Raw genomic sequence first — 21,036 nt, 5'->3', positions numbered from 1 at the left:
GGCTAGATGCTCCTGATACAAGAATTATTAGCCTTGCGGCTATCACAACCACCCGAGCAGGCAGGGTAAAAACCCCAGGCTCAGGTGAGCCGGTCATTCTAGACACAAGCCAGAAACGAAACAAGCCCCATATAGGGGCTTGTTTCTTTGCGAGGTCACCGGCGGTCGGAAGATTACTCCCCCTCCCCCCGGTGTCACGGCAACTGGGATTACCAGCTAGCCTTGACCAGACCAGGCACGTCACCGCGCATCGCAGCTTCGCGCAGCTTGTTACGGCCGAGGCCGAACTTGCGGTACACGCCGTGCGGACGACCGGTGATGCGGCAGCGGTTACGCATGCGCGCAGCGCTGGCGTCACGTGGCTGCTTCTGCAGAGCGACTACGGCAGCAAAACGCTCTTCAGGAGAAGCGTTCAGGTTGACGATGGTCGCTTTCAGCTCGGCACGCTTTTTGGCGTACTTGGCTACCGTGAGCTGACGCTTCAGCTCGCGGTTTTTCATGCTCTTCTTGGCCATTTTCCTACTCCAATCAGTTGCGGAACGGGAACTTGAAAGCACGCAGCAGAGCGCGGCCTTCGTCGTCCGAACGAGCAGTGGTGGTCAGGGTGATGTCCAAACCGCGCAGAGCATCGATCTTGTCGTAGTCGATTTCCGGGAAGATGATCTGCTCTTTCACGCCCATGCTGTAGTTGCCACGACCATCGAAGGACTTGGCATTCAGGCCGCGGAAGTCGCGAACCCGAGGCAGGGAGATCGCCAGCAGGCGGTCCAGGAACTCGTACATCTTGTCGCTACGCAGAGTCACCTTGACGCCGATCGGCCAGCCCTCACGGACTTTGAAGCCCGCGATGGATTTACGAGCGAAAGTCACAACTGGCTTTTGGCCAGTGATCTTTTCCAGGTCAGCTACAGCGTGCTCGATGACTTTTTTGTCGCCGATCGCTTCGCCCAGACCCATGTTCAGGGTGATTTTGGTAACGCGCGGGACTTCCATCACGTTCGAAAGCTTAAGTTCTTCCTTAAGCTTGGGAGCGATTTCGTTCCGGTAAATCTCTTTCAGTCGTGCCATGGTCTTCTACCTAGCAGTGTTCAAGCATCAACCGCTTTTTGGGTCGACTTGAAGACACGAATTTTCTTGCCTTCTTCTACTTTGAAGCCAACGCGATCAGCCTTGTTGGTTTCGCTGTTGAAGATAGCAACGTTGGAAGCGTGCAGAGGCGCTTCTTTCTCGACGATACCGCCTTGGACGCCCGCCATCGGGTTAGGCTTGGTATGACGCTTGACCAGGTTCACACCACCAATGACCAGACGGTCATCAGCGAGAACCTTCAGCACCTTACCGCGCTTACCTTTGTCTTTGCCGGCGATCACGATGATCTCGTCGTCACGACGAATCTTTTGCATGTCGGATCTCCTTAGAGCACTTCAGGGGCGAGCGAGACGATCTTCATGAACTTCTCGTTGCGAAGTTCACGGGTCACTGGCCCGAAGATGCGAGTGCCGATCGGCTCTTGCTTGGTGTTCAGCAGAACAGCAGCGTTACCGTCGAAACGAATGATGGAACCGTCAGCGCGACGTACACCGTGACGGGTACGGACGACAACAGCAGTCATCACCTGGCCTTTTTTGACCTTACCGCGAGGAATTGCTTCCTTGACGGTAACTTTGATGATGTCACCGATGCCAGCGTAACGACGGTGCGAACCGCCGAGCACTTTAATGCACATGACGCGACGAGCGCCGCTGTTATCGGCCACATCGAGCATGGATTGAGTCTGAATCATAAAATTTCTCCGACCCCTAGCCCTTAGACTTCAACAGCGCGTTCGAGGACTTCAACCAGTGCCCAGGACTTGGTCTTGGCCAGCGGACGAGTTTCGGTAATCGAAACTTTGTCGCCGATCTTGCACTGGTTGGTTTCGTCGTGCGCGTGCAGCTTAGTCGAACGCTTAACGTATTTACCGTAGATCGGGTGCTTTACGCGACGCTCGATCAGAACGGTGATGGTCTTGTCCATTTTGTCGCTGACGACACGGCCAGTCAGCGTACGGACGGTTTTTTCAGCTTCAGCCATGATCACTTACCTGCCTGCTGGTTGAGCACAGTTTTCACGCGAGCGATGTCACGCTTAACTTGCGAGAGCAGGTGCGACTGCCCCAACTGGCCAGTTGCTTTCTGCATACGCAGATTGAACTGGTCGCGCAGCAAGCCGAGCAGTTGCTCGTTCAGCTGCTGTGCCGATTTTTCACGAAGGTCATTCGCTTTCATCACATCACCGTCCGCTTAACAAAGGAGGTGGCGAGTGGCAGCTTTGCAGCAGCCAGGGCGAAAGCTTCGCGCGCCAGCTCTTCAGAAACACCCTCGATTTCATACAGGACTTTGCCTGGCTGAATCTGGGCAACCCAGTATTCCACGGAACCCTTACCTTTACCCATACGAACCTCGAGAGGCTTTTTGGTAACCGGCTTGTCCGGGAAGACACGGATCCAGATCTTGCCGCCACGTTTGACGTGACGGGTCAGAGCACGACGTGCCGACTCGATCTGGCGGGCGGTGAGGCGACCGCGAGCAACAGCCTTCAAGGCGAACTCGCCGAAGCTGACCTTGCTACCGCGCAGTGCCAGACCACGGTTGTGGCCAGTCATCTGCTTGCGGAATTTTGTACGCTTTGGTTGCAACATTTGGCGTACCCCTTACTTAGCAGCTTTTTTACGAGGCGCTGGTGCTTGTGGTTTCAGTTCTTCTTGGCGACCACCAATTACTTCGCCTTTGAAGATCCAAACCTTCACACCGATCACACCATAAGTGGTGTGAGCTTCGTAGGTGTTGTAGTCGATATCGGCACGCAGGGTGTGCAGAGGCACACGACCTTCGCGATACCACTCGGTACGTGCGATCTCGGCACCGCCGAGACGACCGCTCACCTGGATCTTGATGCCCTTGGCACCAATACGCATGGCGTTCTGCACGGCGCGCTTCATGGCACGACGGAACATAACGCGGCGCTCCAGCTGCTGGGCAACGCTTTGAGCAACCAGCATAGCGTCGAGCTCCGGCTTGCGGATCTCTTCGATGTTGATGTGCACAGGCACACCCATCTGCTTGGTCAGGTCCTGACGCAGTTTCTCAACATCTTCACCTTTCTTGCCGATAACGATACCGGGACGAGCAGTGTGGATGGTGATGCGTGCAGTTTGAGCCGGACGATGGATATCGATACGGCTTACGGACGCGCTTTTTAGTTTGTCTTGGAGGTACTCACGTGTTTTCAGATCCTTCAACAGGTAATCTGCGTAAGTAGCGCCGTCTGCATACCAGACGGAGGTGTGCTCCTTGACGATTCCCAGGCGAATGCCAGTGGGATGTACTTTCTGACCCATCTGATCGACTCCGTTACTTGTCCGCAACCTTGACAGTGATATGGCAAGACCGCTTGACGATGCGATCAGCGCGGCCTTTGGCACGCGGCATGATGCGCTTCAGCGAACGCCCTTCGTTGACGAAAACGGTGGAGACCTTCAGGTCATCAACGTCTGCGCCTTCGTTGTGTTCGGCGTTGGCAACGGCCGACTCGAGGACTTTCTTCATGATTTCAGCGGCTTTTTTGCTGCTGAAGGCCAACAGGTTGAGCGCTTCGCCCACCTTCTTCCCGCGGATCTGGTCGGCGACCAAGCGGGCTTTCTGGGCGGAGATGCGAGCGCCCGACAACTTAGCGGCTACTTCCATTTCCTAACCCCTTAACGCTTGGCTTTCTTGTCAGCCACGTGCCCGCGGTAGGTGCGGGTACCGGCAAACTCGCCCAGTTTGTGGCCGACCATGTCTTCGTTCACGAGAACGGGGACGTGTTGGCGACCGTTGTGTACCGCGATGGTCAGACCGACCATTTGTGGCAGGATCATCGAACGGCGCGACCAGGTTTTAACTGGCTTGCGATCGTTCTTCTCCACCGCCACTTCGATCTTCTTCAACAGGTGAAGATCGATAAAAGGACCTTTTTTCAGAGAACGTGGCACTGTCGTATCCCTCTAGTTACTTGCGACGACGGACGATCATGTTGTCGGTACGCTTATTACCACGGGTTTTAGCACCCTTGGTTGGGAAGCCCCATGGCGATACCGGATGACGACCACCGGAGGTACGACCTTCACCACCACCATGCGGGTGGTCAACCGGGTTCATGGCAACACCACGAACGGTTGGGCGAACGCCGCGCCAGCGTTTGGCACCAGCTTTACCCAGCGAGCGCAGGCTGTGCTCGGAGTTCGAGACTTCGCCCAGGGTCGCACGGCACTCAGCCAGTACTTTACGCATTTCGCCAGAGCGAAGACGCAGGGTCACGTAGACGCCATCACGCGCAATCAGCTGAGCCGAAGCACCAGCGGAACGAGCGATCTGTGCACCTTTACCCGGCTTCAGTTCGACGCCGTGAATGGTGCTACCTACTGGGATGTTGCGCAGCTGCAGGGAGTTACCGGCCTTGATTGGGGCCAGGGCACCTGCGATCAGCTGATCGCCAGCACTCACGCCTTTAGGGGCGATGATGTAGCGACGCTCACCGTCTGCGTAGCACAGCAGGGCGATGTGAGCAGTACGGTTCGGGTCGTATTCGATACGCTCGACAGTGGCAGGAATGCCATCTTTGTCGTTGCGACGGAAGTCAACCAGACGGTAATGCTGCTTATGACCACCACCAACGTGACGAGTGGTGATGCGGCCATTGTTGTTACGACCACCAGACTTCGATTTTTTCTCGAGCAGCGGTGCGTGAGGAGCGCCTTTGTGCAGCTCCTTGTTGACCACCTTGACCACAAAACGGCGGCCAGGGGAAGTCGGTTTGCATTTAACGATTGCCATGATGCACCCCTTCCTTACTCAGCACTGCTGCTGAAATCGAGATCTTGGCCTGGCTGAAGGGAGACGATCGCCTTCTTCCAGTCATTACGCTTGCCCAGACCACGTGCGGTACGCTTGGTTTTACCCAGAACGTTAACAGTCGACACGTTTTCGACTTTTACGCCGAACAGGCCTTCGACAGCTTTCTTGATTTCCAGCTTGGTTGCATCAGTAGCAACCTTGAATACGAACTGGCCTTTCTTCTCAGCCAGAACGGTAGCCTTCTCGGAAACGTGCGGGCCAAGGAGGACTTTAAATACGCGTTCCTGGTTCATCCCAGCAGCTCCTCGAATTTCTTCACGGCCGAGACAGTGATCAACACTTTCTCGTATGCGATCAGACTGACCGGGTCGGAACCTTGAACGTCACGAACATCGACGTGCGGCAGGTTGCGAGCAGCCAGGTACAGGTTCTGATCAACAGAGTCCGAAACGATGAGAACATCGGTCAGGCCCATGCCGTTCAGCTTGTTCAGCAGATCTTTGGTTTTCGGCGCTTCAACAGCGAAGTCCTGAACCACGACCAGACGGTCGCTACGCACCAGCTCACCGAGGATGGAGCGCAGAGCTGCGCGATACATCTTCTTGTTGAGCTTCTGCGAGTGATCTTGAGGACGAGCTGCGAAGGTTACACCACCGCCACGCCAGATCGGACCACGGCTGGTACCAGCACGAGCACGGCCAGTACCCTTCTGACGCCATGGGCGCTTACCGCCACCGGATACGTCAGAACGAGTCTTTTGCTGCTTGGTACCTTGACGACCGCCAGCCATGTAGGCCACGACTGCCTGGTGCACCAGCGTCTCGTTGAATTCGCCACCGAAAGTCAGTTCGGAAACTTCGATCGCCTGAGCGTCATTTACATTAAGTTGCATGTCAGTTTCCCCTTACCCGCGAGCCTTGACAGCTGGACGTACAACCACGTCGCCGCCAGTAGCGCCTGGAACGGCACCCTTGATCAGCAGCAGGTTGCGTTCAGCGTCTACGCGTACTACTTCCAGGGACTGCACAGTCACGCGCTCAGCGCCCATGTGACCGGACATTTTCTTGCCCTTGAATACACGACCAGGAGTCTGGCACTGGCCGATAGAGCCAGGAACGCGGTGCGATACGGAGTTACCGTGGGTGTTATCTTGACCACGGAAATTCCAACGCTTGATGGTACCGGCAAAGCCTTTACCTTTGGACTGACCGGTTACGTCTACCAGCTGGCCTGCAGTGAAGAGTTCAGCTTTGATCAGATCGCCAGCCTGGAAATCGCCTTCTTCAAGACGGAACTCCCAGACACCGCGACCAGCGGCAACGTTGGCCTTGGCAAAGTGGCCTGCCTGAGCGGCGGTCACGCGCGAAGCACGACGCTCGCCGACAGTGACTTGCACTGCACGGTAGCCATCAGTTTCTTCGGTTTTGAACTGGGTGACGCGATTCGGTTCGATCTCAACGACCGTGACCGGAATGGAGACACCTTCTTCGGTGAAAATACGGGTCATACCGCATTTACGACCGACTACACCAATAGTCATGTTGTAAACCTCATGAGTGTACGGGGCTTTCACCCGCTATGGCCGCCCATTTCAGAGCGTTACACGACAAGACCGAAGTCTTAGCCGAGGCTGATCTGCACTTCCACACCTGCCGCAAGATCAAGCTTCATCAGCGCATCAACGGTTTTATCCGTTGGCTGGACGATGTCCAGAACGCGCTTATGAGTGCGGATCTCGTACTGGTCACGCGCGTCTTTGTTGACGTGCGGGGAGACCAGAACGGTGAAACGCTCTTTGCGGGTAGGCAGTGGAATTGGACCACGCACTTGTGCACCAGTACGTTTCGCGGTTTCCACGATTTCCTGGGTGGATTGGTCGATCAGGCGATGGTCGAAAGCCTTCAACCTGATACGGATTTGCTGATTTTGCATTGGATTTCAGACTCCAGGCTGTTCCCAACGGACGCACTACGCCCGCTAAAAGGAGGCGTGATTCTATAGAGGCCTCAATTTAGTGTCAACCCAATAAAAAAAACCCCCGCTGAGCGGGGGTCTTTTTAATCGGTCGAGTAATTACTCGATGATTTTGGCTACGACGCCGGCGCCGACGGTACGACCGCCTTCACGGATGGCGAAGCGCAGACCGTCTTCCATTGCGATGGTCTTGATCAGGGTGACTTCCATCTGGATGTTGTCACCTGGCATTACCATCTCAACGCCTTCTGGCAGCTGGCAGTTACCGGTTACGTCAGTAGTACGGAAGTAGAACTGAGGACGGTAGCCTTTGAAGAACGGAGTGTGACGACCGCCTTCTTCCTTCGACAGAACGTAGACTTCTGCGGTGAACTTGGTGTGCGGCTTGACCGAACCTGGCTTGACCAGAACCTGGCCACGCTCAACGTCGTCACGCTTGGTACCACGCAGCAGAACGCCGCAGTTCTCGCCAGCACGACCTTCGTCCAGCAGCTTGCGGAACATCTCAACACCGGTGCAGGTGGTGGTGGTGGTGTCACGCAGACCAACGATTTCCAGCGGATCTTGAACGCGGACGATACCACGCTCGATACGGCCGGTAACAACGGTACCACGACCCGAGATCGAGAATACGTCTTCGATTGGCATCAGGAACGGCTTGTCGATAGCACGCTCTGGCTCTGGGATGTAGCTGTCCAGAGTTTCGACCAGCTTCTTGACGGCAGTGGTGCCCATCTCGTTGTCGTCTTTGCCTTCCAGCGCCATACGAGCCGAACCGATGATGATCGGGGTATCGTCGCCTGGGAAGTCGTAGGTGGACAGCAGGTCGCGAACTTCCATCTCGACCAGTTCCAGCAGCTCAGCGTCGTCTACCAGGTCAGCCTTGTTCAGGAAGACCACGATGTACGGAACGCCAACCTGACGGGACAGCAGGATGTGCTCACGGGTTTGTGGCATCGGGCCATCAGCGGCCGAGCAAACCAGGATCGCGCCGTCCATCTGGGCAGCACCGGTGATCATGTTCTTCACGTAGTCAGCGTGACCTGGGCAGTCAACGTGAGCGTAGTGACGGATCTTCGAGTTGTACTCGACGTGCGCGGTGTTGATGGTGATGCCGCGTGCTTTTTCTTCTGGAGCCGAGTCGATCTTGTCGAAGTCAACAACAGCCGAACCGAAAACTTCGGAGCAGACGCGAGTCAGAGCAGCAGTCAGAGTGGTTTTACCGTGGTCGACGTGACCGATGGTGCCAACGTTGACGTGCGGGAGGGAACGATCAAATTTTTCTTTAGCCACGACAGTGAACTCCTAGCCTAAAGGGGCTGAATCAGCCTTGTTTTTTAACGAGAGCTTCGACGATGTTCGACGGAGCTTCGGCGTATTTGGAAAATTCCATGGAGTAGCTCGCGCGACCCTGAGACATGGAACGAACGTCGGTTGCGTAACCGAACATCTCTCCGAGTGGCACCTCAGCAGTGATTACCTTGCCGGACACCGAGTCTTCATTACCCTGGATCATCCCGCGACGACGGCTCAGGTCACCCATCACGTCACCCAGGTAGTCTTCCGGGGTTACAACCTCGACCTTCATGATCGGCTCGAGAACCACGCCACCGCCCTTCTGGGCCAGTTGCTTGGTTGCCATCGAAGCAGCGATCTTGAACGCCATTTCGTTGGAGTCGACGTCGTGGTACGAACCGTCGAATACCGTGGCCTTGAGGCCGATCAGAGGATAACCGGCAACAACGCCGTTTTTCATCTGCTCTTCGATACCCTTCTGGATCGGGGCGATGAATTCCTTAGGAATCACGCCACCAACGACTTCGTTGGTGAACACCAGACCTTCGGTGATGTTGCCTTTGTCGTCCTGATCTGGCTCCGAGAAACGGATCCAGCAGTGACCGAACTGACCACGACCACCCGACTGACGAACGAATTTACCTTCGATCTCGACGTTGGACTTGGTGATCTTCTCGCGGTACGAAACCTGCGGCTTGCCGACGTTGGCTTCGACGTTGAACTCGCGCTTCATGCGGTCAACGAGGATGTCCAGGTGCAGCTCACCCATACCGGAGATGATGGTCTGACCGGTTTCTTCGTCAGTCTTGACGCGGAACGACGGGTCTTCTTGGGCCAGCTTGCCCAGTGCAATACCCATCTTCTCCTGGTCAGCCTTGGTTTTCGGCTCTACGGAGAGCGAAATTACCGGCTCAGGGAAGTCCATACGCTCAAGGATGATCGGCTTGTCGGCGTTGCACAGGGTGTCACCGGTGGTGACGTCCTTCATGCCGATCAGAGCAGCGATGTCGCCTGCACGTACTTCCTTGATTTCTTCACGCTGGTTGGCGTGCATCTGCACCATACGACCAACGCGCTCTTTTTTGCCTTTGACCGAGTTGATGACGGAGTCACCGGAGCTCAGGAAGCCAGAGTAAACGCGAACGAACGTCAAGGTACCCACGAACGGGTCGGTGGCAATCTTGAACGCCAGAGCCGAGAACGGCGCGTCGTCGTTAGCCGGACGCTCGTCGTACTGCTCAGGCTTGACTTCATCCTTCGGCACGTCGATCAGATCAGGGTGGATACCCTTGATCGCAGGGATCTCGGTTGGCGCAGGCAGGAAGTCGATGACAGCATCGAGAACCAGGGGAACACCCTTGTTCTTGAACGACGAACCACAGACAGCCGGAACGATCTCGCTGGCCAGGGTGCGCGCACGCAGACCGGCTTTGATCTCTTCGACGGTCAGCTCTTCGCCTTCCAGGTACTTGTTCATCAGCTCTTCGCTGGACTCGGCAGCAGCCTCGACCATGTTCGAGCGCCACTCTTCAGCGAGCTCAAGCATGTCCGCAGGAATTTCTTCCTCGCGGTAGGTGGTGCCCTTGTCGTCGTCGTTCCAGTAGATGGCCTTCATCTTGATCAGGTCAACCTGACCCTGGAAGTCATCTTCTGCACCGATAGCCAGCTGGACCGGAACCGGGGTGTGACCCAGGCGAGTCTTGATCTGGCCGATAACGCGCAGGAAGTTGGCACCGGCACGGTCCATCTTGTTCACGTAGACAACACGTGGAACGCCGTACTTGTTGGCCTGACGCCATACGGTTTCGGACTGCGGCTCAACGCCGGAGGTACCGCAGAACACAACGACCGCGCCGTCGAGTACACGCAGCGAACGCTCAACTTCAATGGTGAAGTCAACGTGGCCGGGGGTATCGATGACGTTTACGCGGTAGTTGTCGTACTGACCACGGGAACCCTGCCAGAAGGTGGTAACGGCAGCGGAGGTAATGGTAATACCCCGCTCCTGCTCCTGCACCATCCAGTCGGTGGTCGCGGCGCCGTCGTGCACCTCGCCCATCTTGTGGCTCAGGCCTGTGTAGAACAGGATCCGCTCGGTAGTGGTAGTCTTGCCCGCATCAACGTGCGCACAGATACCGATGTTACGGTAGCGGTTAATTGCTGTAGTACGAGCCATAAAGCCCTCGCAAAATGATTGATGCTTGAATTAGAAGCGGTAGTGCGAGAACGCTTTGTTGGCTTCGGCCATACGGTGCACGTCTTCACGCTTCTTGACTGCAGCACCTTTGCCTTCAGCAGCATCCAGCAGCTCGCCAGCCAGGCGCAGGGCCATGGACTTCTCGCCACGCTTGCGGGCGTAGTCTACGAGCCAACGCATTGCCAGAGCATTACGACGGGAAGGACGAACTTCAACCGGAACCTGGTAAGTGGCACCGCCGACACGGCGGGACTTGACTTCGACCAGCGGAGCGATGGCGTCGAGAGCTTTCTCGAAGATTTCCAGGGGGTCGCTGTTCTTGCGTGCTTTGACGGTATCCAGGGCACCGTAAACGATGCGCTCGGCTACGGCCTTTTTGCCGCTTTCCATCACGTGGTTCATGAACTTGGCGAGGATCTGGGATCCGTACTTCGGATCGTCAAGAATCTCACGTTTTGCTGCTACACGACGTCTTGGCATGATAAGCCCTCAAACGGTCTTCAGGTTAGCCCGGGACGTGGGTCTTTGACCCCTGCCCGACCTTACTCTTATCGACTCAAAAAAATGGATATGTGCAAACGGCCGATTACTTCGGACGCTTGGTACCGTACTTCGAACGACCCTGGTTACGGCCTTTAACGCCCGAAGTATCCAGAGAGCCGCGAACGGTGTGGTAACGAACACCTGGCAAGTCTTTTACACGGCCGCCACGAATCAGGACGACGCTGTGTTCTTGCAGGTTGTGGCCTTCACCGCCGATGTACGAGGAAACCTCGAAACCGTTGGTCAGACGCACACGGCATACTTTACGCAGTGCCGAGTTAGGTTTTTTCGGCGTGGTGGTGTACACGCGGGTGCACACGCCACGACGTTGCGGGCAGTTCTGCAGCGCAGGAACGTCCGATTTCTCGACCGAACGCTTACGCGGCTGACGTACCAGCTGGTTGATAGTTGCCATCTACTAGCTCCACTGATTGCCTTGCGACTCTATTGTCTTGCAAGAAAGCCAAAAATTGACGAGACGGAGTCCCACCAAATTTAAGGGTACAAAAGTCTACGGAGGATCTTGCACCCAGTCAAGACGAAGCCCCGACCATCCTCACCCGATCATCGGCAACATTACTGTCACCGAAGGTCGGGCGAGGCTGGCCGGGGCCTTGCCCTTACTTAGTTACCGCTGGAGTTCAGCGCTTCGGTCAGTGCAGCTTCGACCTCACTGGCGCTCACACGCAGCGGCTTGTCGGCTTCACGGCGACGCTTGCGCTCGCTGTGGTAAGCCAGACCGGTACCTGCCGGGATCAGACGACCCACGACCACGTTCTCTTTCAGGCCGCGCAGGTAATCGCGCTTGCCGGTAACGGCCGCTTCGGTCAGTACGCGGGTGGTTTCCTGGAAGGAAGCCGCGGAGATGAACGATTCGGTCGACAGCGACGCCTTGGTGATACCGAGCAGTACACGGGTGAACTTCGAGATGAACTTGTCTTCACCCGCCAGGCGCTCGTTCTCGCCGAGTACGTGAGTCAGTTCCATCTGGTCGCCCTTGATGAAGCTGGAATCGCCGGACTCGCTGATCTCAACCTTACGCAGCATCTGACGCAGGATGGTCTCGATGTGCTTGTCGTTGATCTTCACGCCTTGCAGACGGTAAACGTCCTGGATCTCGTTGACGATGTATTTCGCCAGCGCGCTGACACCCAGCAGACGCAGGATATCGTGTGGATCGCTCGGGCCGTCGGAGATAACTTCGCCGCGGTTTACCTGTTCGCCTTCGAAGACGTTCAGGTGGCGCCACTTCGGAATCAGCTCTTCGTAAGGATCGCTGCCGTCGGTCGGAGTAATGACCAGGCGACGCTTGCCCTTGGTTTCTTTACCGAATGCGATAGTACCGCTGACTTCAGCCAGAATCGACGCTTCTTTCGGGCGACGCGCTTCGAACAAGTCGGCAACGCGTGGCAGACCACCGGTGATGTCACGGGTCTTCGACGTTTCTTGCGGGATACGCGCAATTACGTCACCGACGCCGATCTGGGCACCGTCAGCCACACCGACGAGGGCGTTGGCAGGCAGGAAGTACTGAGCCGGTACGTCGGTACCAGGCAGGTACAGGTCCTTGCCGTTGGCATCGACCATCTTGATTGCCGGACGGATTTCCTTGCCAGCGGCAGGGCGATCCTTGACGTCCAGGACTTCAATGTTGGTCAGACCGGTCAGTTCGTCGGTCTGGCGCTTGATGGTGATGTTTTCTTCCATGCCCACGAAGGTCACGGTACCTTTCAGTTCGGTAACGATCGGGTGGGTGTGCGGGTCCCACTTGGCGACGATTGCGCCAGCTTCGACCTTGTCACCTTCCTTGACCGAAATCACCGCACCGTAAGGCAGCTTGTAGCGCTCACGCTCACGACCGAATTCATCGGCAATGGCCAGCTCGCCGGAACGCGATACAGCAACCAGGTTGCCATCGGCACGCTCGACCTGCTTCAGGTTGTGCAGACGAACCATACCGCCGTTCTTCACCTGGACGCTGTCGGCAGCCGAAGTACGGCTTGCAGCACCACCGATGTGGAACGTACGCATGGTCAGCTGGGTACCCGGCTCACCGATCGACTGTGCAGCGATTACGCCGACAGCTTCACCGATGTTCACCTGGTGACCACGGGCCAGATCACGGCCGTAGCACTTGGCGCAGATACCGAAGCGGGTTTCGCAGCTGATCGGCGAACGCACGATGACTTCGTCGATGCTGTTCAGCTCGATGAACTCGACCCACTGCTCGTCGACCAAGGTGCCGGCCGGAACGATGACGTCCTCGGTGCCCGGCTTGAATACGTCACGGGCAATGACACGGCCCAGTACGCGCTCACCCAACGGCTCGACGACGTCACCGCCTTCGATGTGCGGGGTCATGACCAGACCCTGGTCGGTGCCGCAGTCGATCTCGGTCACGACCAGATCCTGCGCCACGTCTACCAGACGACGGGTCAGGTAACCGGAGTTCGCAGTCTTCAAGGCGGTATCCGCCAGACCCTTACGAGCACCGTGGGTCGAGATGAAGTACTGCAGTACGCTCAGGCCTTCACGGAAGTTCGCGGTGATCGGCGTCTCGATGATCGAGCCGTCCGGCTTGGCCATCAGGCCACGCATACCGGCCAGCTGACGGATCTGAGCAGCAGAACCACGAGCACCGGAGTCAGCCATCATGTACATCGAGTTGAAGGACTCTTGCTCGACTTCGTTGCCTTCGCGGTCGATGACCTTCTCTTTCGAGAGGTTGGCCATCATCGCCTTGGACACTTCGTCGTTCGCCTTGGACCACAAGTCGATGACCTTGTTGTACTTCTCGCCCTGGGTTACCAGGCCGGAGGCGTACTGGCTCTCGATTTCCTTCACTTCATCGGTAGCGCTGTCGATGATGCGAGCTTTCTCGTCCGGGATGACGAAGTCGTTCACACCGATCGAAACGCCGGAAATGGTCGAATAGGCAAAGCCGGTGTACATCAGCTGGTCAGCGAAGATGACGGTCTCTTTCAGACCAACCACGCGGTAGCACTGGTTGATCAGCTTGGAGATCGCCTTTTTCTTCATAGGCTGGTTGACCACGTCGTACGGCAGGCCTGCCGGCACTACCTGGAACAGCAGCGCACGGCCGACGGTGGTGTCGACGATACGGGTGTTCTTGGTCGAGCTGCCATCACGGTCGTTCACGGTCTCGTTGATACGGACCTTGATTTTCGCGTGCAGGGCAGCTTCGCCGGCGCGGAATACGCGGTCGACTTCCTGCAGGTCAGCGAATACGCGACCCTCGCCCTTGGCGTTGATGGCTTCACGGGTCATGTAGTACAGACCCAGTACAACGTCCTGCGACGGAACGATGATTGGCTCACCGTTGGCTGGCGACAGAATGTTGTTGGTCGACATCATCAGCGCGCGCGCTTCGAGCTGGGCTTCCAGCGTCAGCGGCACGTGAACGGCCATCTGGTCACCGTCGAAGTCGGCGTTGTACGCGGCGCAGACCAGCGGGTGCAGCTGAATGGCCTTGCCTTCGATCAGAACCGGTTCAAACGCCTGGATACCCAGACGGTGAAGGGTCGGTGCACGGTTGAGCAGTACGGGGTGTTCGCGGATCACCTCGGCGAGCACGTCCCAAACCTCTGGCAGCTCGCGCTCGACCATCTTCTTGGCAGCCTTGATGGTGGTCGCCAGACCACGCATTTCCAGCTTGCCGAAAATGAACGGCTTGAACAGCTCAAGGGCCATTTTCTTCGGCAGACCGCACTGGTGCAGACGCAGGGTCGGGCCTACGGTAATTACCGAACGACCGGAGTAGTCAACGCGCTTACCGAGCAAGTTCTGACGGAAACGACCTTGCTTACCTTTGATCATGTCGGCCAGCGACTTCAGCGGACGCTTGTTCGAGCCAGTGATGGCGCGACCGCGACGGCCGTTGTCGAGCAGGGCGTCGACCGCTTCCTGCAGCATGCGCTTTTCGTTGCGCACGATGATGTCCGGCGCCGACAGATCGAGCAGGCGCTTCAGACGGTTGTTACGGTTGATCACCCGACGATACAGGTCGTTCAGGTCGGAGGTCGCGAAGCGGCCGCCATCCAGCGGAACCAGCGGACGCAGATCCGGCGGCAGCACTGGCAGGACGGTCAGGACCATCCACTCAGGCAGGTTGCCCGAGCCCTGGAAAGCTTCCATCAGCTTCAGGCGCTTGGACAGCTTCTTGATCTTGGTTTCGGAGTTGGTCTGCGGAATCTCTTCGCGCAGGCGGCCAATCTCGTGCTCTAGGTCGATAGCGTGCAGCAGCTCGCGAACTGCCTCGGCACCCATACGGGCGTCGAAGTCGTCACCGAACTCTTCCAGCGCTTCGAAGTACTGCTCGTCGTTGAGCAGCTGACCCTTCTCGAGGGTGGTCATGCCCGGATCGATCACCACGTAGCTCTCGAAATAGAGCACGCGCTCGATGTCACGCAGGGTCATGTCCATCAGCAAGCCGATACGGGACGGCAGCGACTTCAGGAACCAGATGTGGGCAACCGGCGAGGCCAGCTCGATGTGCGCCATGCGCTCACGACGAACCTTGGCCAGGGCAACTTCAACGCCGCACTTCTCGCAGATTACACCGCGGTGCTTGAGGCGCTTGTACTTGCCGCACAGGCACTCGTAGTCCTTGACTGGGCCAAAGATCTTGGCGCAGAACAGGCCATCACGTTCAGGTTTGAACGTACGGTAGTTGATGGTTTCCGGCTTTTTGACTTCACCGAACGACCACGAACGGATCATTTCAGGCGACGCCAGACCGATACGGATGGCGTCGAACTCTTCGACTTGACCCTGGTTTTTCAGCAAATTCAGTAGGTCTTTCAAGGCCTTTCCTCCTGGCGGAGCAGGGAGCGGGCTGTTTCAGCCCCGCTCCCAATTCGCGTCACGTGTTATTCGGTTTCCAGATCGATATCGATACCGAGCGAACGGATCTCTTTGATCAACACGTTGAAGGACTCGGGCATGCCCGGCTCCATACGGTGATCGCCATCCACGATGTTCTTGTACATCTTGGTACGGCCGTTCACGTCGTCCGACTTCACTGTGAGCATTTCTTGCAGGGTGTATGCCGCGCCATATGCTTCCAGCGCCCACACTTCCATCTCCCCGAAACGCTGACCACCGAACTGCGCCTTACCACCCAGCGGCTGCTGGGTAACCAGGCTGTAGGAACCAGTGGAACGCGCGTGCATCTTGTCGTCCACCAAGTGGTTCAGCTTGAGCATGTACATGTAACCAACGGTCACAGGACGCTCGAACTTGTTGCCGGTGCGGCCGTCGAACAGTTGCATCTGGCCGCTTTCTGGCAGGTCTGCCAGTTTCAGCATGGCCTTGATCTCACTTTCCTTGGCACCGTCGAAGACCGGCGTTGCCATTGGCACGCCCTTCTTCAGGTTGCTTGCCAGGGCCATGATCTCAGCGTCGGTGAACTCATCGAGGTTCTCCTGACGACCGCCGATCTCGTTGTAGATCTCGGTGAGGAAGCCACGGATTTCTGCGGCTTTGCGTTGCTCTTCGATCATGCGATCGATCTTCTCGCCCAGACCTTTGGCCGCGAGGCCCAGGTGGGTTTCAAGGATCTGACCGACGTTCATACGCGAAGGTACGCCCAGCGGGTTCAGTACGACGTCAACTGGAGTACCGTTAGCGTCGTGCGGCATGTCTTCAACCGGCATGATTACCGAGACAACACCTTTGTTACCGTGACGACCAGCCATCTTGTCACCCGGCTGGATGCGACGGCGGATGGCCAGGTAGACCTTGACGATCTTCAGTACGCCCGGTGCCAGGTCATCGCCCTGCTGCAGCTTGCGCTTCTTGTCTTCGAACTTGTCGTCCAGCAGACGACGACGGTCGACGATGTACTGTTGAGCCTTTTCCAGCTGCTCGTTCAGTGCATCTTCAGCCATGCGCAGTTTGAACCACTGGCCATGCTCCAGACCGTTCAGGACGTCGTCGGAGATCACGGTGCCTTTCTTCAGGCCCGCACCACCATCGACAACCTGGCCGTTCAGAGCCGAACGCAGACGCTCGAAGGTTGCACCTTCGACGATGCGGAACTCTTCGTTGAGGTCCTTGCGGATCTCGTCCAGCTGCATTTTCTCGATGGCCAGGGCGCGGCTGTCGCGCTCGACGCCGTCACGGGTGAAGACCTGTACGTCGATGACAGTACCCTTGGTACCGGTCGGTACGCGCAGGGAAGTGTCTTTGACGTCGCTGGCCTTCTCACCGAAGATCGCACGCAGCAGTTTTTCTTCCGGAGTCAGTTGGGTCTCGCCTTTCGGAGTGACCTTGCCGACCAGGATGTCGCCGGCGCCGACTTCGGCACCAACATAGACGATACCGGCTTCGTCCAGCTTGTTCAGCGCAGCTTCACCCACGTTCGGGATGTCTGCGGTGATTTCCTCTGGGCCAAGCTTGGTGTCACGCGCCACACAGGTGAGTTCCTGGATGTGGATCGTGGTGAAGCGGTCTTCCTGAACCACACGCTCGGACAGGCAGATGGAGTCTTCGAAGTTGAAGCCGTTCCATGCCATGAACGCGATGCGCATGTTCTGACCCAGAGCCAGCTCACCCATGTCGGTGGACGGGCCATCAGCCATGATGTCATGACGCTTGACCACGTCACCCTTGCTCACCAGCGGACGCTGGTTGATGCAGGTGTTCTGGTTCGAACGGGTGTATTTGGTCAGGTTGTAGATGTCGACACCGGCTTCACCGGTTTCAACTTCATCGTCAGCCACGCGAACGACGATACGGCTGGCGTCAACCGAATCGATCACACCACCACGACGCGCAACCACGCAGACACCGGAGTCACGGGCGACGTTGCGCTCCATGCCGGTACCTACCAGCGGCTTGTCGGCGCGCAGGGTCGGTACAGCCTGACGCTGCATGTTCGAACCCATCAACGCACGGTTGGCGTCGTCGTGCTCGAGGAACGGAATCAACGACGCGGCGACCGAAACAACCTGCTTCGGCGAAACGTCCATCAGGGTGACGTCTTCCGGCGCCTTGACGGTGAATTCGTTCAGGTGACGGACCGCTACCAGCTCGTCGATCAGCTGCTTTTTCTCGTTCATCGCGGCGGAGGCCTGGGCGATGACGTGATCGGCTTCTTCGATCGCGGACAGGAACACGATGTCGTCGCTGACCACACCCTCTTTCACCACGCGGTACGGGCTTTCGAGGAAGCCGTACTGGTTGGTGCGGGCGTAGGCCGCCAGGGAGTTGATCAGACCGATGTTCGGGCCTTCCGGCGTTTCGATCGGGCACACACGGCCGTAGTGGGTCGGGTGTACGTCACGGACTTCGAAGCCTGCGCGCTCACGGGTCAGACCGCCCGGGCCAAGAGCCGAAACACGGCGCTTGTGGGTAATCTCGGAGAGCGGGTTGTTCTGGTCCATGAACTGCGAGAGCTGGCTGGAACCGAAGAACTCTTTCACCGCCGCCGCAACCGGCTTGGCGTTGATCAGGTCCTGAGGCATCAGGCCTTCGCTTTCGGCCATCGACAGACGCTCTTTGACCGCGCGCTCTACACGCACCAGGCCAACGCGGAACTGGTTTTCGGCCATTTCGCCGACACAACGCACGCGACGGTTACCCAGGTGGTCGATGTCGTCGACGATGCCTTTGCCGTTACGGATGTCGACCAGGGTCTTGAGGACCTCGACGATATCTTCCTTGCTCAGCACGCCCGAACCTTCGATCTCGGTACGACCGATACGACGGTTGAACTTCATGCGGCCAACGGCCGACAGGTCGTAACGCTCGGCGCTGAAGAACAGGTTGTTGAACAGGGTCTCGGCTGCGTCCTTGGTTGGCGGCTCGCCAGGACGCATCATGCGATAGATCTCGACCAGCGCTTCCAGTTGGTTGCTGGTGGTGTCGATCTTCAGCGTGTCGGAAATGAACGGACCGCAGTCGATGTCGTTGGTGTACAGGGTCTCGATGCGAACGACCTGAGCCTTGGCGATCTTGATCAGCAGATCGGTCGTCAGCTCGGTGTTGCACTCAGCGAGAATCTCACCGGTGGCCGGGTGCACGATGGCCTTGGCGGTGGTACGGCCCAGCACGTACTCCATCGGCACGTCGAGTTCTTTCACGCCAGCCTTTTCGAGCTGGTTGATGTGGCGCGCGGTAATACGGCGGCCTTGCTCGACGATGACTTTGCCGGTTTCGTCATGGATATCCATGACGGCAACTTCACCACGCAGACGCTGTGGTACCAGTTCCAGGCTCAGTTTTTCGCCGGAAACGTGGAACACGTTGGTGGTGTAGAAGGTATTCAGAACTTCTTCGGTGCTGTAGCCCAGCGCGCGCAGCAGTACCGAGGCCGGCAGCTTGCGGCGACGGTCGATACGCACGAACACGCAATCTTTCGGGTCGAACTCGAAGTCCAGCCACGAACCGCGGTAAGGGATGATGCGCGCGGAGTACAGCAGCTTGCCGGAGCTGTGCGTCTTGCCACGGTCGTGGTCGAAGAACACACCAGGCGAACGGTGCAGCTGGGATACGATCACACGCTCGGTACCGTTGATAACGAAGGTACCGTTTTCAGTCATCAGGGGGATTTCACCCATGTAGACTTCTTGCTCTTTGATGTCCTTGATCGCTTTGTTCGACGATTCCTTGTCGAAGATGATCAGGCGCACCTTCACACGCAGTGGGACCGCAAAGGTCACACCACGCAGGACACATTCCTTCACATCGAACGCCGGATCGCCCAGGCGATAGCCGACGTACTCCAGGGCAGCATTGCCGGAGTAGCTGATGATCGGGAATACCGATTTGAAGGCCGCATGCAGACCGACGTCGCGGAACTGGTCCTTGGACGCTCCCGCCTGCAGGAATTCGCGATACGAATCCAGCTGGATGGCCAGGAGGTAAGGCACATCCATGACGTCCGGCAACTTGCTAAAGTCCTTGCGGATACGTTTTTTCTCAGTGTATGAGTAAGCCATCAGCATTCCCCAGCTTGGTCACCTGCTTGTTTGGCATCTCCCGGCGGGAGCAGCCAGAAAATCGTGCAAACCCCTTGGTTTGCGCCACCGTCTTGGTGGTTGCCGCTACGTTATCGGGGCCGACCTGATCGGCCACCAATAACGGAAAAAGGCCGGTGGCATAAGCCACCAGCCATCAGCCCTACGCTTGACGCTCAGGCTGGAGTCGCACAGTCGAAATTACTTCAGCTCGACTTTGGCGCCTGCTTCTTCCAGCTTCTTCTTAGCGTCTTCAGCGGCTTCTTTCGAAACGCCTTCAGCTACAACCTGAGGAGCGCCATCGACTTTCTCTTTGGCTTCTTTCAGGCCCAGACCGGTCAGCTCGCGAACGGCTTTAATGACGTTCACTTTCTTCTCGCCGGCTTCAACCAGAACAACGTTGAACTCGGTCTGCTCTTCAACAACGGCAGCAGCAGCAGCTGGGCCAGCAGCGGCAACAGCAGCGGTAACGCCGAAGGTTTCTTCCATTGCTTTGATCAGCTCAACAACTTCCAGAACGGTTTTCTGGCCGATTGCTTCGATGATTTGCTCGTTAGTCAGGGACATGACTTAAATCCTGTATTGGGGTGACAGCCTACGCAGCCATCAAATTAAACAATTGATTTTGAAAGAGGTTACGCAGCCTTAGGCAGCAGCAGCTTCTTTCTGGTCGCGAACGGCCGCCAGAGTACGAGCCAGCTTGCTGGTAGCGCCTTGAATGACGCTCATCAGACGTGCGATAGCTTCGTCACGGGTCGGCAAGGTAGCCAGTACATCGATCTGGTTGGCGGCAATGAACTTGCCGTCAAACGCAGCTGCCTTGATCTCGAACTTGTCCTGACCCTTGGCGAACTCTTTGAACAGACGAGCAGCAGCGCCCGGGTGTTCGTTGGAGAAAGCGATCAGGGTCGGGCCAGTGAAGACGTCGTTGAGGACACTGAATTCAGTGTCAGCAACAGCACGCTTGAGCAGGGTGTTACGTACAACACGTACGTAAACGCCAGCTTCACGAGCCTCTTTACGGAGTCCGGTCATTGCGCCTACAGTCACACCACGGGCATCAGCCACGACAGCGGACAGAGCGACTTTGGCAGCCTCGTTGACTTCAGCGACGATGGCCTTCTTGTCTTCGAGTCTAATTGCCACGGGTAAAACTCCTGCTTGTTACCGT

General features: G+C 57.2%; 23 protein-coding genes. All 23 read right to left on the bottom strand.

From position 1 onward, the window contains the following. Positions 1-209: 209 nt before the first annotated feature. The 23 genes from rpsN to rplJ all read right to left on the bottom strand — a co-directional run bounded on the left by rpsN (position 210) and on the right by rplJ (position 21,011). A complete protein-coding gene (gene rpsN / locus HU719_RS14690; protein ID WP_186519376.1) occupies positions 210-515 on the bottom strand; it encodes a 30S ribosomal protein S14 in 306 nt (101 codons plus the stop codon). 13 nt (positions 516-528) lie between these two features. Next, positions 529-1,068 carry a 50S ribosomal protein L5 gene (gene rplE / locus HU719_RS14685; RefSeq protein ID WP_003255474.1) on the bottom strand — a complete coding sequence of 180 codons (540 nt, stop codon included), beginning with the start codon at positions 1,066-1,068 and terminating at the stop codon, positions 529-531. A gap of 20 nt (positions 1,069-1,088) precedes the next feature. Continuing rightward, a complete protein-coding gene (rplX, locus tag HU719_RS14680) occupies positions 1,089-1,403 on the bottom strand; it encodes a 50S ribosomal protein L24 (RefSeq protein WP_023629180.1) in 315 nt (104 codons plus the stop codon). A gap of 11 nt (positions 1,404-1,414) precedes the next feature. Continuing rightward, positions 1,415-1,783 carry a 50S ribosomal protein L14 gene (gene rplN, locus HU719_RS14675; RefSeq protein ID WP_186519374.1) on the bottom strand — a complete coding sequence of 123 codons (369 nt, stop codon included), beginning with the start codon at positions 1,781-1,783 and terminating at the stop codon, positions 1,415-1,417. A gap of 23 nt (positions 1,784-1,806) precedes the next feature. Further along, positions 1,807-2,073, bottom strand: coding sequence for a 30S ribosomal protein S17 (gene rpsQ / locus HU719_RS14670; RefSeq protein ID WP_023534981.1), 267 nt, complete (start codon positions 2,071-2,073; stop codon positions 1,807-1,809). Positions 2,074-2,075: 2 nt separating this feature from the next. Next, on the bottom strand, positions 2,076-2,267 hold the full coding sequence (rpmC, locus tag HU719_RS14665) for a 50S ribosomal protein L29 (RefSeq protein WP_186519372.1): 192 nt from the start codon (positions 2,265-2,267) through the stop codon (positions 2,076-2,078). Further along, positions 2,267-2,680 carry a 50S ribosomal protein L16 gene (rplP, locus tag HU719_RS14660; protein ID WP_009397508.1) on the bottom strand — a complete coding sequence of 138 codons (414 nt, stop codon included), beginning with the start codon at positions 2,678-2,680 and terminating at the stop codon, positions 2,267-2,269. The genes rpmC and rplP overlap by 1 nt, the downstream gene beginning before the upstream one ends. A gap of 12 nt (positions 2,681-2,692) precedes the next feature. Further along, entirely contained in the window at positions 2,693-3,379 is a 687-nt protein-coding gene (gene rpsC / locus HU719_RS14655) for a 30S ribosomal protein S3 (RefSeq protein ID WP_003255481.1), read from the bottom strand. Positions 3,380-3,392: 13 nt separating this feature from the next. After that, entirely contained in the window at positions 3,393-3,725 is a 333-nt protein-coding gene (gene rplV / locus HU719_RS14650) for a 50S ribosomal protein L22 (protein ID WP_003103908.1), read from the bottom strand. An 11-nt stretch (positions 3,726-3,736) separates the two neighbouring features. Then, complete coding sequence (gene rpsS / locus HU719_RS14645) at positions 3,737-4,012, bottom strand: 30S ribosomal protein S19 (protein ID WP_010486981.1); 276 nt, start codon at positions 4,010-4,012, stop codon at positions 3,737-3,739. A gap of 16 nt (positions 4,013-4,028) precedes the next feature. Continuing rightward, a complete protein-coding gene (gene rplB / locus HU719_RS14640) occupies positions 4,029-4,853 on the bottom strand; it encodes a 50S ribosomal protein L2 (protein WP_008089816.1) in 825 nt (274 codons plus the stop codon). Positions 4,854-4,867: 14 nt separating this feature from the next. Then, positions 4,868-5,167: a 50S ribosomal protein L23 gene (gene rplW / locus HU719_RS14635; RefSeq protein ID WP_010220306.1), complete on the bottom strand. Its 300-nt coding sequence runs from the start codon at positions 5,165-5,167 to the stop codon at positions 4,868-4,870. Next, entirely contained in the window at positions 5,164-5,766 is a 603-nt protein-coding gene (gene rplD, locus HU719_RS14630; protein ID WP_186519370.1) for a 50S ribosomal protein L4, read from the bottom strand. The genes rplW and rplD overlap by 4 nt, the downstream gene beginning before the upstream one ends. 12 nt (positions 5,767-5,778) lie before the next feature. Further along, positions 5,779-6,414 carry a 50S ribosomal protein L3 gene (gene rplC / locus HU719_RS14625; RefSeq protein WP_186519368.1) on the bottom strand — a complete coding sequence of 212 codons (636 nt, stop codon included), beginning with the start codon at positions 6,412-6,414 and terminating at the stop codon, positions 5,779-5,781. A gap of 80 nt (positions 6,415-6,494) precedes the next feature. Then, entirely contained in the window at positions 6,495-6,806 is a 312-nt protein-coding gene (gene rpsJ, locus HU719_RS14620) for a 30S ribosomal protein S10 (RefSeq protein WP_003186070.1), read from the bottom strand. Between the two features lie 141 nt (positions 6,807-6,947). Then, positions 6,948-8,141, bottom strand: coding sequence for an elongation factor Tu (gene tuf / locus HU719_RS14615; RefSeq protein WP_186519348.1), 1,194 nt, complete (start codon positions 8,139-8,141; stop codon positions 6,948-6,950). 31 nt (positions 8,142-8,172) lie between these two features. Continuing rightward, positions 8,173-10,320, bottom strand: a complete 2,148-nt coding sequence (gene fusA, locus HU719_RS14610) for an elongation factor G (protein ID WP_186519365.1) — start codon at positions 10,318-10,320, stop codon at positions 8,173-8,175. Positions 10,321-10,350: 30 nt separating this feature from the next. Further along, positions 10,351-10,821 (bottom strand): 30S ribosomal protein S7, encoded by a 471-nt coding sequence (gene rpsG, locus HU719_RS14605; protein ID WP_003246741.1) that lies wholly within the window; start codon positions 10,819-10,821, stop codon positions 10,351-10,353. A gap of 106 nt (positions 10,822-10,927) precedes the next feature. Further along, positions 10,928-11,299, bottom strand: coding sequence for a 30S ribosomal protein S12 (gene rpsL / locus HU719_RS14600; protein WP_003255492.1), 372 nt, complete (start codon positions 11,297-11,299; stop codon positions 10,928-10,930). 209 nt (positions 11,300-11,508) lie between these two features. Beyond that, positions 11,509-15,708: a DNA-directed RNA polymerase subunit beta' gene (gene rpoC / locus HU719_RS14595; protein ID WP_186534698.1), complete on the bottom strand. Its 4,200-nt coding sequence runs from the start codon at positions 15,706-15,708 to the stop codon at positions 11,509-11,511. A gap of 65 nt (positions 15,709-15,773) precedes the next feature. Continuing rightward, on the bottom strand, positions 15,774-19,847 hold the full coding sequence (rpoB, locus tag HU719_RS14590; protein WP_186534697.1) for a DNA-directed RNA polymerase subunit beta: 4,074 nt from the start codon (positions 19,845-19,847) through the stop codon (positions 15,774-15,776). Between the two features lie 219 nt (positions 19,848-20,066). After that, entirely contained in the window at positions 20,067-20,432 is a 366-nt protein-coding gene (gene rplL / locus HU719_RS14585) for a 50S ribosomal protein L7/L12 (protein WP_007957596.1), read from the bottom strand. A 78-nt stretch (positions 20,433-20,510) separates the two neighbouring features. After that, entirely contained in the window at positions 20,511-21,011 is a 501-nt protein-coding gene (gene rplJ / locus HU719_RS14580; protein WP_186534696.1) for a 50S ribosomal protein L10, read from the bottom strand. Positions 21,012-21,036: the final 25 nt, after the last annotated feature.

This window comes from Pseudomonas farsensis (genome assembly GCF_014268805.2).
Classification (GTDB): Bacteria; Pseudomonadota; Gammaproteobacteria; order Pseudomonadales; family Pseudomonadaceae; genus Aquipseudomonas; species Aquipseudomonas farsensis.
Note: the sequence above shows the minus strand (reverse complement) of the source record. Positions and strands in the feature narration are given on the sequence as shown.